The following is a 13,019-nucleotide window of genomic DNA, read 5'->3' as shown; positions in this document are numbered from 1 at the left end:
TTTGGGGCGCTGTCAAATTTGCATAAAGCCACAGCTGCGGAATTCTCCCAAACCACCTGGCCAAAACACCTGACATGACGGCAAATCGGACCCCAAACAGCGCGCTTGCGCCAACTTGAAAAAAGTTTTCCGGCATCCAGGAACCATCTGCGCAGACGCGCATTTATTCGGTGTCATCAGCAGTTCATGAGAGCAATCGAATAACAGTTGATGGCAAAGACGCCCCCCGCACGATAAAAGGTGCGAGGGGCGTTTTCGTTTGGATCCTATTCGTCCGGGCCGGGTTCCGGCCACGTCTCCCTGGCCGCCTCGGCATACCAGTGGCGCATCGCCGGCGTTGCCAGCACGGCATCGACATAGGCGCGCGTATCCTGCGCCAGCGTGCCGCCATAGGTATCGAAACGGGTGACGACAGGCGCATACATGGCATCAGCCACGGTGAAGTGGCCGAACAGGAACGGGCCGCCCTTGCCGTATTTTTCCCGGCACTCGCGCCACAGCGCCTCGATGCGGGCGCGTTGCGCCTCGCCCTCGGCGTCAAGCGGCTTGTGGCCCTTCGGCCGACGCAAATTCATCGGCCAGCCATAGCGAACCTCGCGAAAGCCGGAATGCATCTCGGTCGCGGCCGAACGCGCCAGCGCACGGGCGTCGATATCGGCGGGCCAGAGCTTTTTCTCGGGAAACAGGTCGGCGAGATATTCAAGGATGGCAAGGGTTTCCCAGACGATCTTGCCGTTGTGATTCAGCACCGGCACCTGACCGGTCGGCGACACTTTTGCCAGATTGGCAAAAGTTTCAGGCGTGCGCAGCCGTACGAAACCTTCCTCGAACGGGATCTCCAGATGCCTCATCGCCACCCATGGCCGCAGCGACCATGAGGAGAAACACTTGTTGCCAATATAGAGCGTAAATTCTGCCATTTTTCTCCCCGCACGCACGGCCTCCAAAATCCCATTGCCAACGCGTGTTCACAGCCTAGCCCACCGACCTTGCCCCAGGCGGCGGCCGCGCGACCTGATCTGCCGATCGGGCGACGCCTGGAACCTAACCGACATCGGCTCGTTAGCTACCGCAATGAATTCCTTCGAATTCAAAATCCCGGGAGATGCGCAAAAATGGTGAACAAGGATCAGGTCGCGGGCGTGGCCAAGCAGGTCAAGGGCTCGGTCAAGGAAGCCGCCGGCAAGGCAACCGGCAACCGGCAGACCCAGGCCGAAGGCACGGCCGACAGGATCGCCGGCAAGGTGCAGAAGGCCTATGGCGACGTCAAGGACAAGGTCAGGAAGGCGCTCTGATCCGCATCGAGGAACGCGTTGTTATCGAGGGAAAGGCGGTCGCGAAGGCCGCCTTTTTCAGGTGCTCCAGCCCTTGCTGAAAGCATTGGTGAACACGACCTCGCCATTATCGCCGATCGCCTCGCCCAGCACCACGTCCATGCCGTTGCTGGTCACCCTGGCCAGGGCGAAACCGCCCATATAGGCAGCCTTCGGCTTGAACAGGTCGATCCCGTCCCTGCGATAGATCAGCGGCGTTTCGTGCTGGTGGCCATGGAAAATGCCGACGACATTGTAGCCCTTGAGCGCCGCCAGCAGCGCCTGCCGGTCGGCCTCGCTCCACCAATGCGGCGCACCGGTGCCGTCATCATCAAAGTGGCTCCTGGCGGCATCCCAGCGTTCCACCGAGAAAGTGTCCCAGCCATAATGCTGGAACAGGACGACCGGGCGGCCGTCCGCCGCATAGGTCGCCAGGTCCTGCTTCAGCCATGGCAGGCTGCTCTCGGCACCGTGGCCGGTATCGCCGGCGAAACGATGCGTCTGGATCAGATGCAGGCCGCCCCAGTCCCAGGAGTAGCAGTCGGTGTCGACATCATAGTCGGTGGCCGGCACTGGCGGCTTGAAGAACACGCCGGCGCGATGGTTGACCTCGACATAGTCGCGCAGTTCGCGCCGGTACCAGTCGACATGGTGCGGCGGCCCGTTCTGGTCGAGATCATGGTTGCCGAGCCCGACATAAACCGGCATGTGCACGCGATCCGGACCGACGCCTTGGCTGTAGCGCTGGCTGAACTGGAGCAGTTGGGTGCCCTCGCTCGGCTGGGTGATCTGGCCGCCGCCATCGTCGGTGATGTCGCCGCCGACGACAAGGCCGAGCGGCGCGCCTATCTTGCCGGCCGAACGCAGGCCGGTGGCGACGCCATTGATCTCGGCCGGCCAGTCCTTGTCGCCAAGCGCATTCAGCACCGCCACGTTGCGCAGCAGCGCGGCGTCGGTCTTGCCTTCTTGCAGGCAGTTGGGGCTCAAGCCGCTCGCCATGCGGCAGGCATGGACATCGGCGATGAACAGGAAGGTGGCGTCGATCGACTGGACGCGTTGCCCGGTCTGGCCTAAGGCCGGCCGCGGCAAGGCGCCGGCCGCGGCAAATCCTGCAGCCTGTACCAGGAAGTTGCGTCGGGAAAGCGATCCAGTCGAACGGCGATTCATCATCTGCTGATTCAGCATGGACAGCAGCCGGTCGTCCAGCGCCTCTGCGCCATCATCGACATGACGCCACGGGTCTGGCATGTCTCGCTTGCGCAAGCGCATGCCGCCGGTTGCGTCGATGCCAAGTCCGCCAGGAAGGGTTTCGTTCTGGCGAGACCCGGCATCCAGAGCGAATTTCGGCCCGTGGCCGGCGGGATGATGTCGGTTGCCAACACCTACGAATCGCAATCGCCCCAGACCCAATATCTGTTCGCCGGCCTGATCGAGGTGTTTCGCGACAGCGACACCGGCCGCCAGGCGATGATCCCGTTTTCCGATCTGCGCAAGCTGTTCCCGCTGAAGGCGGGGGCAAAGGCCACGATAGAGTTCGTCGAGCTGTCGCTGAACCAGCCGCCGAAGGGCACCAAGACGCTGAGCCTGATCGTCAAGGGCAAGGAAACATTCCGTCTGGGCGATTGCAAATACAATGTCCTGGCGGTCAAGGAGACCTTCAAGAACGGTGCCGGCGAGACGCTGGATTCATTCACCGCGCTCTATGCTCCCGATCTGCAAGCCGCGCTCGCGCGGCGCTACGATGAAGGCACCAGTTCGGAATCCGTCAACGGCTACGAGACGATCAAGCCGCTGGCCGAGTAGGTAAGAGCCCAGGCTTCTTCGCTTCCCCCTCGTGTCAGCCAGAGCGAAGCCGCAAGGTCGAGAGAAGTGGCTGCGTCGCGATCCTGCACACCCCCCTCTGTCCTCCCGGACATCTCCCCCGCAAGGGGGGAGATTGGCTGTCACACCGGCTTTCGCCAATCTCCACCGGTGAAGGTACGAGCGAGCGCCGATGCTGCAGATCTCCCTCCTTGCGGGGGAGATGGCCGGCAGGCCAGAGGGGGGTGCTGTCCCGCCGACATCAAATAATTCTCGGCCGTGGCAGTATCCTGTTGCGTCGCCTGGCAACCAAGCCGCCCTGCGACGGCGCGCTGCGCTCCAACCCTGCCAGGCAATCCCGCAGCACACCGGCATCCTGCGCCGTCTTGGCCATCGACATCGCCCCGGAATAGGCGGCGACCGTCAGCGCGGCGAAGCGTTCGGGGTCCGTGCCCTCGTCCTTGCCCGCCTGCTGGTCGGCACGCACCTTGTCGGCAATCGCCTGCCGCCACCCGCCAAAGATACCGGCAAGGGCAAGGCGGAAATCGGGATCGGCAAGCGACAGTTCGTGCGCCAGATTGTTGAGCGGGCAGCCGCGCACGAACCCCTGCTGCTCCAGTTCCGCCGCCACGGCCTCGAACACCGAGCGCACGCCCTCGCGCACTGACGCCGCCGCCAGCACCGGCGCGATCCATGTCTCTTCGACCGCTGCCGCCACACGCTCGTCGATCACAGCCAGCGCCAGCGCCTTCTTGGTCGGGAAATGGTGATGCAGCGCTCCGCCGCTGACATCAGCCGCCGCCATCAGATCGCCGATGCTGGAGGCGTGATAGCCGCGCGCCTGGAACGCGTCCTCGGCGACATCGAGCACTTTCTTGCGCATGCCTTCAGGGTCGTTGATGCGTTTTCCCGGGCGCGGTTTTGGCTGGACGGTCATCTCTGCTGACATTGCCGAACTTTAGCATGTTGACAAAACAGGACAACCGGTCTGTTTTACCAAACAGGACGATCACCCTGTTTTGGAGAATGTCGGATGAACCTGCCCCAGAACGTCGCGCCGAAACCCACGGCGCTCGCCTCGCCTGTCGTCGAGTTGCGGCAATACACGCTGAAGCCCGGCCGGCGCGACACGCTCATCGGCATCTTCGACGGCAGGCTGATCGAGGGCCAGGAGGACGCCGGCATGAACGTCATCGGCCAGTTCCGGGACCTCGATCGGCCTGACATGTTCGTCTGGATGCGCGGCTTCGACGGCATGGATGCGCGGAAAAATGCTCTCGCCGCTTTTTATGGCGGGCCGGTCTGGGCGGCGCACAGTGATGCGGCCAATGCGACGATGATCGATTCCGACGATGTGCTGCTGCTCAAGCCGGCGTGGCCGGGCGCAGGCTTCGACCTCGCGGGCGCGCAGCGGCCAAGCCTGGCCGATGACGAAAAACCCATTCAAAACAAACCGCTGACCGGCATCGTTGTCATCGCGATTCATCATTTGCAGCCCGGCACAGAGGCTGATTTCGCCACTCGCTTCGAGACTGAGACGGCGTGCCTGATGACGGCCGACGCACGCCTGCTCGCCGCTTTCGTTACGGAGCATGCCGAAAACAGTTTTCCGCGCCTGCCGGTGCGGGCTGATGAAAACGTCTTCATGTCCGTCACCGGCTTCGACAACGCAGAGGCGCATGCCCGCCACAAAGCCGCTCTCGCCGCCTCGCCGACATGGCAGGCCTTTTGGCAGGCCGCGCAAGCTGGTCTGACCAAACCAACGGAGACATTGCGGCTGTCGCCCACATCGCAATCGTTGGTCGGGCGTTAGACTTCAAATGCCTTGACTATGGCCTTCGCGACCAGGGCCGGATCTTCCCAATGCGGGTTGTGGCCACAGGCCTCGGCGCGGACGAGGAGAGCTTCAGGAAGAGCGGACCGCAACGCCTGCTGGTGCGCCGCGCCGAACAGCGGGTCGCAGGCGCCGGCGATGATCAGCGTCCGGGCCTGCACGGCCCGCGCAGCATCGGTCAGGTCGGCGCGGCGGATTTCCTCGAGAATCGCGCGCCAGCGCGGGATCGGCATCGCCGAGGCCTCTTGCGCCAAGCCGGTGAGAAAGGCTGCGGGCACGTCGGGACGACAGGCATGCCACCAGGCATAGAACGGATCGGTCGGCGATATCGGATCTCGCAGGGCCTCGACGCTCACCACCAGCGGATGACCCGGCGCGAAATCGGGCTTCAACGTGCCGGCCAGGACCACCAGCCCGCCGATCAACTCCTTGTGCCCCGCAGCCAAAGCGACAGCCACCATGGCGCCCAGCGAATGGCCGACGACGACCGGTCGGTCGAGTTGTAAACTCTGGATCAGCCCGGCGATATCCTCGGCAAGATCGGCGATGCCGCAGTTCTTGCCAGCCTGCGAGGCGCCGTGGCCGCGCAGATCCGGCATGATCAGACGGCGGCCGGCCAGATATGGCGCCAGAAGCGAAAAACTGCGGCTGGTGTCGGTGAAGCCGTGCACCAACAGAAGTGCCGGCTCGGCGCCCGATATCTCGACATAGGCGATGTCGAGATCGCCGACAGTGACGAATTGCTTGCGGCTGGCCCAGGCGCCCTGCTCCGCCATCACATCCTGCTTCGGCAAGCCATCGAGCGCGGCCGCTCTCACAGGCCGAGCTTTTCCTTGACCGCGGCGAGGCCCGGCTTGCCGTCAAAAGTGGTGACGCCGGCGAGCCAGGCGTCGAGGCGGCTTTTGTTCGCCATGATTGCCTTCAGCGCACCGTCCTCCGGCTTCATGCCGTCATTGATCAGATAGCCCATGCCGACATTCTCGAAATCGATGTCGAAGACGAGATTCCTGAGGAATTGCGCGACGTTCGGGCACTGCTCAAGATAGCCCTTGCGCACCTGCGTCGTTACCGTCGCGGCACCGAAATTCGGGCCGAAGAACTTGTCGCCGCCGGTCAGATATTTGAAGTCGTACATCGTGTTCATCGGATGCGGCGCCCAGCCCTGAAAGACGATGAACTGCTTTTCCTTGATCTCGTAGCCGACCTCCGACAGCATGCCGGCCTCGCTGGACTCGACCACCTGCCAGCCGTCCAGGCCAAAGGCGGGATCGGCGATGGCGTCCATCATCAACTGGTTGGAGCCGGGCTCGATGCCGTACATTTTCTTGCCGAACTTGTCGGCGAATTTGTGCAGGTCGGAAATGTCCTTGACGCCGGCATCCCAAGCGTAAGTCGGGACGGCGAAGGTGTATTTGGCACCTACGAGATTGACGCGCACATTCTCGACAGAGCCGTCCTTCTTGTAGGGCTCGTAATAGGTGACCATGGCCGGATCCCAGTAGCCCAGGAACAGGTCGAGGTCCCTGTTTTTCATACCCTCGTAGATGACGTTGATGCCGAGCACCTGGCTTTGCGGCTGATAGCCGAGCGCCTCCAACAGGACGTTGGCGACCCCGGTGGTGAAGGCAAGGTCGTTCCAGCCGGGTTCGGCCATGCGGACCGTCTTGCACTGCTCGGCCTCGGCCGCTTGGGCCGCATGAGAGGCCAACATGAGAGCGGCAAGGCAGACGCCATTTGCAAGGATGCGGAACATTTCGGTTCTCCTCATTGTCATCAAATTGACCAATCGGTCTTTTTATTGTCCCATGGGTCAATTGTTGATCTGATCGGACGAAAATGTCAACGTGGATTCGAAATGGACCGATCCCGTGAAACTCAAGCGTCTCAGTGAGATACGCCGCAAGGAGCTGCGGCAGGCGGCCTTCGCGGTTCTGGAGCGCGAAGGCATTGCCGGCGCGACCCTGGAAAAAGTGGCCGCCCAGGCAGGTGCCTCCAAAGGCATCGTGCTGCACTATTTCCGCAACAAGCAGGAACTGTTCGAGCACGCGATGCGCGAAGCCAATGCCGTCCTGTGCCAGGCGGTGATCGCGCGGCTTCGCCGGGCGCGTACGCCGATGGAGCGCATGGATGCGGTGATCGAGGGCAATTTCGAGGAGCATCTATTCCAGCCGCCTCTGTGCCATGCCTGGCTGTCGCTCTGCGCCGAGGTGCCGCGCGACGAGAAGATGGCCCGTATCCAGCGGGTGATCCATGCGCGCATGCGCTCGAACCTGTTGTCGGGCCTGCACGGACTCGCCTCGCCGGCGGATGCCGACGACATCGCGCTTGGTGTCACCGCGCTGATCGACGGGCTTTGGCTGCGGCTCGGCCTGCAGCCAGGCAGCGTCTCGCGGGAACAGGCGGTCCGTCAGGTCAAGAACTATGTCGCGGGCCGGCTGGCCATGCGGGAGCCCGTCACCGAAGTTCATACCGTGGGATAGGCGGTAGTGGGTCAGTTTGAAATTTGATGCCGCGAATGCCGTTGTCGTGACCCGCCGTGAACTCCTATATGCTTACAGAAAAGTATGGGACGGCGTATGACAATCGAGTGCATAGCCCCGCCGAATGCACTGGTGCGCGGAAAGAGTGGATCGAAGGTAATCCAGACATCAAGCACGTCAGCACGTCATTTGCCGAACGCCAAAACCGGACTATGCGGATGCATATGCACCGCTTCACGCGCCTGACCAACGGCAGTGGAAGCTCACGCCAACGCCGTTGCCCTGCACTTCATGTATTACAACTTTGTCCGCATTCATGCTTCATGCGCATGACGCCCGCGATGGCCGCCGGCGTGACTCGCAAGCTTTGGGAGATTAGCGATATCGTTGCGCTGATCGAGGCGAAGGAAGCCGAAAAGCCAGCGGCTCGGGGGCGTACCGAAAGAAAGGTGTCTCAACTGATTGATCCTCAACCCATCACGAATGAAAATATCCTGAGGGTTCTTTGCATCGTCCTCGTCGAAATTCGCGCGACCGATGATCTATCCAGAGCTCGTATGCTCGCGGATTCATTTCACAACGCACCGGCCATGATCGCCTCTGGCGCCGGTCCGCAGGATACCTGGGCAAGTGTACTTGGAACCGCTCGCAGGCTTGATATGGAACGATATGTCGTCTCACTGCTGAGCCACGTTCAGGCGAGACAGATTTCAAACTGACCCACTACCGGATAGGCTGGCCGCTTGACCTCGCCCGCTGATATGCGGTGCTCTCGCGGCGGCCAGAGCAGCCTTGGAGCGTCGAATGAGACTTCACAACAAACGCGCGCTGGTCACCGGTGGGTCGGACGGTATCGGCCTGGCGATCGCCGAAGCCTTTTTGGTGAGGGTGCGGACGTCCTGATCGTCGGCCGCGACACCAAGAAGACGACGCCGCCCGCAAGCAGATCGGCGGCACTATCGAGACGCTGCCGGCCGATCTTGCCACATCGGCCGGCATCGCAGCCGTCGTCGAGCATGTGAAGAAATCCAGTCGGCCTCTCGATGTCCTCGTCAACAATGCCGGGGTGGTTTTCCTGGTGCCGTTCGAGACCGTCAGCGAGGCGCAGTTCCAGCAATCCTTCGCGCTCAATGTGACGGCGGTGTTCTTCCTCACGCAGGGCCTGCTGCCGCATCTGGCGGCCGGCGCATCGGTGATCAACATCTCGTCCTATTTCGCCAACAAGATGATCCCGAAGCGGCCGTCGAGCCTCTATTCCCTGTCGAAGGGCGCGTTGAACTCGCTGACCAAATCGCTGGCCTTTGAACTCGGCCCGCGCGGCATCCGCGTCAACGCCATCGCGCCTGGCACGGTGGACACCGCCATGCGGCGCAAGACCGTCGACAATTTGCCGGCCGAGGCAAAGGCGGAGCTGAAAGCCTATGTCGAGCGCAGCTATCCGCTCGGCAGAATCGGCCGCCCTGACGATCTGGCCGGTATCGCGGTTTATCTGGCCAGCGAAGAGGCCGCCTGGACCAGCGGCGGCATCTTTTCGATCGATGGTGGCTATACCGCGGGCTGATCCGTCCGGCCACCAGACCAGGCGCCGGCATTTTCTGCGGCGCCGCTTTCCACGAATCCGAGTGCGCCTACCGCCTCCAGGATCTGATCGCGAACCCAGCGATGGGGTGGCTCGTCGTCGTGGCGCGCGTGCCAGTACATCCTGATTTCCGGAACAGCAATGGGAAGTGGCGGTTCAAAGATGACGAGCGGCAGGGTCTTCGCTGCCCAAACCGCGAACTGCCTGGGAACTGCCGCGAGGTGGTTTCCGTTTGCCACTGCCAATGCGACAGCCTGAAAGTGCGGCAGGGCCAGGCTTACACGGCGCGTTCGTCCGATCTTGCGGAGCGCCTCGTCGGTGGAGCCCGACATCGAGCCATCGATAGAACGAAGAACATGGGGCAGTTCGCAGAAGAGCTCGATCGGTAGAAGCTCGCCTTCCATGATCCCCGCCTGCCTGATCGCAGCGTTGTCGCTCGCGGCGATGATGGCGAATGGTGAATGGAACAGAGGCGTGCTTGAGACCCAGTCGGAGACCTCCAGCGGACGCTCGAGCGCTACGTCGATTTCATCGTCCTGGAGCAGCCGCGAGACGTCGCCGCGCGCGCTGTCGAGAAACCTTAGCGACGCGCGCGGCGCGGCACCCGCGATGCGCGCCGCTAAAGTTGGCATCAGCATCATGGAAAAGAAATCCGCACCCATGAACGTGAAGGTTCGCTCCAGTTCCACCGGATCGAACGCCTTGGCCGAGTGGAAGACGCGTTCGATTTCACGAAGCGCCACGCGTAACGGCTCGGCCATGCTCTCGGCGCGTGGCGTCGGCATCATGTCATTGCCCCGTCGCACGAACAGCTGGTCGTTGAGGAGATGCCGCAAGCGATTGAGCGCAGCGCTGACGGCAGGCTGGCTGAGGCCGATCTGCTCGCCGGCACGCGTAACGCTTCTCTCCCGCAGAAGGGCGTCGAACACCCTGATGAGATTGAGGTCGAGCGCGTTCAAATTCATCGCATCAATTCGCCCCATACGATCATTCGATTTCCGTTGTCGGCATATCCCTGGCTAGATCGTCATCGGCCCAGCAGGCACAGGCAACAGGAGGATCAGACGGCCATGACAATGACCCCCGGCACGATCACAGGCAAGGAACTCTTCTGGTTCAACAACACGCTTGTCGCGATCCACGTCTCGTCGGCGGCAGGAGAGGACGGCACCTGCGTCGTCGAGCATCGCATGCCCTATGGCGACTCCCCGCCCCTGCATGTGCATCGCAGGGAGGACGAAGTGTTTCACATCCTGGACGGGAGACTGCGCTTTCAGATCGACGGCCACGAACGCATTGCTGAAGCCGGCGAAACCGTCATTGCGCCGAAAGGCCTGCCGCACACCTACCGGGTCGAATCGCGCGAAGGCGCGCGTACGCTCACCATCACGCGCGGTTCGGATTTCGAGACGATGCTGCGTCAGGCGAGCCGTCCCGCCGAACAGCCGGAGATGCCGCCGCAGATGCAACCAACACCGGAAATCATCGCGGCACTGGTGCAGCTCTGCGCAGAAAACGGCATCGACATTGTCGGTCCGCCGCTAGGGTGAGAGGCCGAAACCGCGCATTCTTTCCCTTCTCCCCTTGTGGGAGAAGGTGGCCGCGAAGAGGTCGGATGAGGGGTGTTCCAGCTTGGCGCCAACGGCACTCCGTCACCCACCCCTCAACCGTCTCGGCGCTGCGCGCCGATCCACCTTCTCCCACAAGGGGAGAAGGCGAGAAGCGCCGCACCTTCAACCGATTTGCATCCTCGCCGTCCGCAATCTCCGCTTGAAGCCGTTTGTGCAACGCGATACGCCGTTGCCGACTTCGACAAGGAGAGACCCGTGACCGCTGCAAAGACCAGAACCGAAACCGACACGTTCGGCCCGATCGAAGTCGCCGCCGACCGCTATTGGGGCGCGCAGGCGCAGCGTTCCCTTGGCAATTTCAAGATCGGCTGGGAAAAGCAGCCGGCATCGATCGTGCGCGCGCTGGGCATCGTCAAGCGGGCCGCGGCCGAAGCCAATATGGACCTTCAGCGGCTCGACCCGGCGATCGGCAAGACGATTGTCGAGGCGGCACAAGAGGTCATCGACGGCAAGCTCGACGACCATTTCCCGCTCGTGGTCTGGCAGACCGGCTCGGGCACGCAGTCCAACATGAACGCCAATGAGGTGATCTCCAACCGTGCGATCGAGATGCTGGGCGGCGTCATGGGCTCCAAGAAGCCGGTGCATCCCAACGACCACGTCAATATGAGCCAGTCGTCGAACGACACCTATCCGACGGCCATGCACATCGCCTGCGCCGAACGCATCGTGCACGATCTGTTGCCGGCGCTGAAGCACCTGCACAAGGCGCTCGCCGCCAAGAGCAGAGAGTTCAATCACATCATCAAGATCGGCCGCACGCACACGCAGGATGCCACCCCCCTCACGCTTGGCCAGGAATTTTCGGGCTATGCCGCGCAGGTTGCCTCGTCGATCAAGCGCATCGAGCTGACGCTGCCCGGCCTGCAGGAACTGGCGCAAGGCGGCACCGCCGTCGGCACCGGCCTCAACGCGCCGGTCGGCTTCGCCGAAAGGGTGGCGGATCGCATCGCCTCCATCACCGACATTGCCTTCGTCACCGCGCCGAACAAGTTCGAGGCGCTCGCGGCCCATGATTCCATGGTGTTTTCGCACGGCGCCATCAATGCGGCGGCCGCCGCGCTGTTCAAGATCGCCAACGACATCCGTTTCCTCGGTTCCGGCCCGCGTTCGGGCCTCGGCGAGCTGTCGCTGCCGGAAAACGAGCCGGGCTCGTCGATCATGCCGGGCAAGGTCAACCCGACCCAGTGCGAGGCGCTGACGCAGGTCTGCGTGCAGGTGTTCGGCAACAATGCGGCGCTCACCTTCGCCGGCAGCCAAGGCCATTTCGAGCTCAACGTCTACAACCCGCTGATGGCCTACAACTTCCTGCAGTCGGTGCAGTTGCTCGCCGACGCCTCGGTCTCCTTCACCGACAATTGCGTCGTCGGCATCGAGGCCCGCGAAGACAACATCAAGGCGGCACTCGACCGCTCGCTGATGCTGGTGACGGCGCTGGCGCCGACCATCGGCTACGACAATGCCGCCAAGATCGCCAAGACCGCGCACAAGAAGGGCACCACGCTGCGCGAGGAAGCGCTTGCCACCGGGCTGGTCAGCGAAGCCGATTACGACCGGCTGGTGCGGCCGGAGGACATGACGCATCCGGGGTAAACAATTCCAGGAAAAATGTTTTGCGGTTTTCCGTCCGGAATTGCGTCAACCAAAAGCCCGGTATTTGGCGACGGGAGAATTTACTCCCGTCACGACCTGACCTGAAGCGAATTTTTCGCAGGCCGCCCGATCACGGAAATGTAAGTACTGTGAACAATGTGTCGCCAACCTGGTGGCTTTGGTGAACAGTCGGCTTGCTCTATCTCACCGGTATCAACCCCTTCCGGAGAGCCACCATGTCCATCAACACTTCAGTCGCCGGTTCCGGCGCATCCAATGCCTCGACCACCATTCTCCTCGGCCGCGTCCTGCTTGCCGTCATCTTCCTGCTTTCAGGCTTCGGCAAGCTGACCGCCATCACCGGCACGGCCGGCTATTTCGGCAGCCTCGGCCTGCCCTTGCCGACCGTAACGGCCATTGTCGTCGGCCTGATCGAGCTTCTCGGCGGCCTCGCCATCCTCGTCGGCTTCAAGACCCGGATTGTCGGCTGGGTGCTGGCGGTCTTCACGGTCGCTACCGGACTGGTCGCCCATACCGGTTGGGCTGACCAGATGCAGATGATCCAGTTTCTCAAGAACCTCGCCATCGCTGGCGGCTTCCTCGTGCTGGCTTCCTCGGGCGCCGGTGCCTATTCGATCGACGCCAAGCGCGGCTGAGCCAAAAACTGGCAATAGCCGAACGAAAGAGCGGCGCGGAATTTTCCGCGCCGCTTTTTCGTTGTTGGTACATGCCCGCCGATCTGTCGGCCGGAGTTTTCTGCTAGAGCAGTTCACCGTTTCACGGAAACGG

General features: G+C 62.5%; 14 protein-coding genes and 1 pseudogene. 9 read left to right on the top strand and 6 right to left on the bottom strand.

What is annotated here, in order from left to right; genetic code table 11:
- Positions 1-266 precede the first annotated feature (266 nt).
- Positions 267-920, bottom strand: coding sequence for a glutathione S-transferase family protein (locus tag NKH06_RS13165; RefSeq protein WP_023814142.1), 654 nt, complete (start codon positions 918-920; stop codon positions 267-269).
- A gap of 195 nt (positions 921-1,115) precedes the next feature.
- Between NKH06_RS13165 and NKH06_RS13160 the strand changes: the two genes are divergently transcribed.
- Complete coding sequence (locus NKH06_RS13160; RefSeq protein ID WP_023814141.1) at positions 1,116-1,295, top strand: CsbD family protein; 180 nt, start codon at positions 1,116-1,118, stop codon at positions 1,293-1,295.
- 57 nt (positions 1,296-1,352) lie between these two features.
- Here NKH06_RS13160 and NKH06_RS13155 read toward each other — a convergent pair whose 3' ends face one another.
- Positions 1,353-2,483 carry a metallophosphoesterase gene (locus NKH06_RS13155; RefSeq protein ID WP_352442936.1) on the bottom strand — a complete coding sequence of 377 codons (1,131 nt, stop codon included), beginning with the start codon at positions 2,481-2,483 and terminating at the stop codon, positions 1,353-1,355.
- A 57-nt stretch (positions 2,484-2,540) separates the two neighbouring features.
- Between NKH06_RS13155 and NKH06_RS13150 the strand changes: the two genes are divergently transcribed.
- Positions 2,541-3,116, top strand: a complete 576-nt coding sequence (locus tag NKH06_RS13150) for a hypothetical protein (RefSeq protein WP_031213898.1) — start codon at positions 2,541-2,543, stop codon at positions 3,114-3,116.
- Positions 3,117-3,375: 259 nt separating this feature from the next.
- On the opposite strand, the gene NKH06_RS13145 is transcribed toward NKH06_RS13150, so the two are convergent.
- Complete coding sequence (locus tag NKH06_RS13145; protein ID WP_023814138.1) at positions 3,376-4,050, bottom strand: TetR/AcrR family transcriptional regulator; 675 nt, start codon at positions 4,048-4,050, stop codon at positions 3,376-3,378.
- Between the two features lie 156 nt (positions 4,051-4,206).
- Between NKH06_RS13145 and NKH06_RS13140 the strand changes: the two genes are divergently transcribed.
- Positions 4,207-4,926 (top strand): NIPSNAP family protein, encoded by a 720-nt coding sequence (locus NKH06_RS13140; protein WP_245273314.1) that lies wholly within the window; start codon positions 4,207-4,209, stop codon positions 4,924-4,926.
- On the opposite strand, the gene NKH06_RS13135 is transcribed toward NKH06_RS13140, so the two are convergent.
- Both NKH06_RS13135 and choX read right to left on the bottom strand, forming a co-directional pair.
- Positions 4,923-5,765, bottom strand: a complete 843-nt coding sequence (locus NKH06_RS13135) for an alpha/beta fold hydrolase (RefSeq protein ID WP_023814136.1) — start codon at positions 5,763-5,765, stop codon at positions 4,923-4,925. The two genes, NKH06_RS13140 and NKH06_RS13135, sit on opposite strands and share 4 nt — an antisense overlap.
- Positions 5,762-6,700, bottom strand: a complete 939-nt coding sequence (choX, locus tag NKH06_RS13130; RefSeq protein ID WP_023814135.1) for a choline ABC transporter substrate-binding protein — start codon at positions 6,698-6,700, stop codon at positions 5,762-5,764. Before choX ends, NKH06_RS13135 begins: the two co-directional genes overlap by 4 nt.
- A 115-nt stretch (positions 6,701-6,815) precedes the next feature.
- Between choX and betI the strand changes: the two genes are divergently transcribed.
- The 3 genes and pseudogenes from betI (at position 6,816) to NKH06_RS13115 (ending at position 8,988) form a co-directional block, all read left to right on the top strand.
- On the top strand, positions 6,816-7,427 hold the full coding sequence (betI, locus tag NKH06_RS13125) for a choline-binding transcriptional repressor BetI (protein ID WP_352893266.1): 612 nt from the start codon (positions 6,816-6,818) through the stop codon (positions 7,425-7,427).
- Positions 7,428-7,483: 56 nt separating this feature from the next.
- A pseudogene (locus tag NKH06_RS13120) lies at positions 7,484-7,846 on the top strand (IS1 family transposase); the annotation flags it as partial.
- 527 nt (positions 7,847-8,373) lie between these two features.
- Positions 8,374-8,988, top strand: coding sequence for an SDR family NAD(P)-dependent oxidoreductase (locus NKH06_RS13115; protein WP_352893305.1), 615 nt, complete (start codon positions 8,374-8,376; stop codon positions 8,986-8,988).
- Here NKH06_RS13115 and NKH06_RS13110 read toward each other — a convergent pair.
- Positions 8,973-9,971: a LysR family transcriptional regulator gene (locus NKH06_RS13110; RefSeq protein WP_128306040.1), complete on the bottom strand. Its 999-nt coding sequence runs from the start codon at positions 9,969-9,971 to the stop codon at positions 8,973-8,975. The two genes, NKH06_RS13115 and NKH06_RS13110, sit on opposite strands and share 16 nt — an antisense overlap.
- Positions 9,972-10,076: 105 nt before the next feature.
- On the opposite strand from NKH06_RS13110, the gene NKH06_RS13105 reads away from it, so the two are divergent.
- The 3 genes from NKH06_RS13105 (at position 10,077) to NKH06_RS13095 (ending at position 12,886) form a co-directional block, all read left to right on the top strand.
- Entirely contained in the window at positions 10,077-10,556 is a 480-nt protein-coding gene (locus NKH06_RS13105; RefSeq protein ID WP_352442928.1) for a cupin domain-containing protein, read from the top strand.
- A gap of 276 nt (positions 10,557-10,832) precedes the next feature.
- Complete coding sequence (gene fumC, locus NKH06_RS13100) at positions 10,833-12,230, top strand: class II fumarate hydratase (RefSeq protein ID WP_352893264.1); 1,398 nt, start codon at positions 10,833-10,835, stop codon at positions 12,228-12,230.
- A 236-nt stretch (positions 12,231-12,466) separates the two neighbouring features.
- Positions 12,467-12,886, top strand: coding sequence for a DoxX family protein (locus NKH06_RS13095; protein ID WP_352893263.1), 420 nt, complete (start codon positions 12,467-12,469; stop codon positions 12,884-12,886).
- Positions 12,887-13,019: the final 133 nt, after the last annotated feature.

Origin of the sequence: Mesorhizobium sp. M1342, assembly GCF_040317955.1 — a bacterium.
Classification (GTDB): Bacteria; Pseudomonadota; Alphaproteobacteria; order Rhizobiales; family Rhizobiaceae; genus Mesorhizobium.
Note: the sequence above shows the minus strand (reverse complement) of the source record. Positions and strands in the feature narration are given on the sequence as shown.

What these genes read in the sequence shown, in the direction of transcription:
- NKH06_RS13150 (WP_031213898.1), top strand. Translation starts at nt 2,541, where the DNA reads ATGACGCCACGGGTCTGGCATGTCTCGCTTGCGCAAGCGCATGCCGCC.
- NKH06_RS13160 (WP_023814141.1), top strand. Translation starts at nt 1,116, where the DNA reads ATGGTGAACAAGGATCAGGTCGCGGGCGTGGCCAAGCAGGTCAAGGGC.
- NKH06_RS13165 (WP_023814142.1), bottom strand. Translation starts at nt 920, where the DNA reads ATGGCAGAATTTACGCTCTATATTGGCAACAAGTGTTTCTCCTCATGG.
- choX (WP_023814135.1), bottom strand. Translation starts at nt 6,700, where the DNA reads ATGTTCCGCATCCTTGCAAATGGCGTCTGCCTTGCCGCTCTCATGTTG.
- NKH06_RS13095 (WP_352893263.1), top strand. Translation starts at nt 12,467, where the DNA reads ATGTCCATCAACACTTCAGTCGCCGGTTCCGGCGCATCCAATGCCTCG.
- NKH06_RS13145 (WP_023814138.1), bottom strand. Translation starts at nt 4,050, where the DNA reads ATGACCGTCCAGCCAAAACCGCGCCCGGGAAAACGCATCAACGACCCT.
- NKH06_RS13155 (WP_352442936.1), bottom strand. Translation starts at nt 2,483, where the DNA reads ATGATGAATCGCCGTTCGACTGGATCGCTTTCCCGACGCAACTTCCTG.
- NKH06_RS13105 (WP_352442928.1), top strand. Translation starts at nt 10,077, where the DNA reads ATGACAATGACCCCCGGCACGATCACAGGCAAGGAACTCTTCTGGTTC.
- NKH06_RS13110 (WP_128306040.1), bottom strand. Translation starts at nt 9,971, where the DNA reads ATGAATTTGAACGCGCTCGACCTCAATCTCATCAGGGTGTTCGACGCC.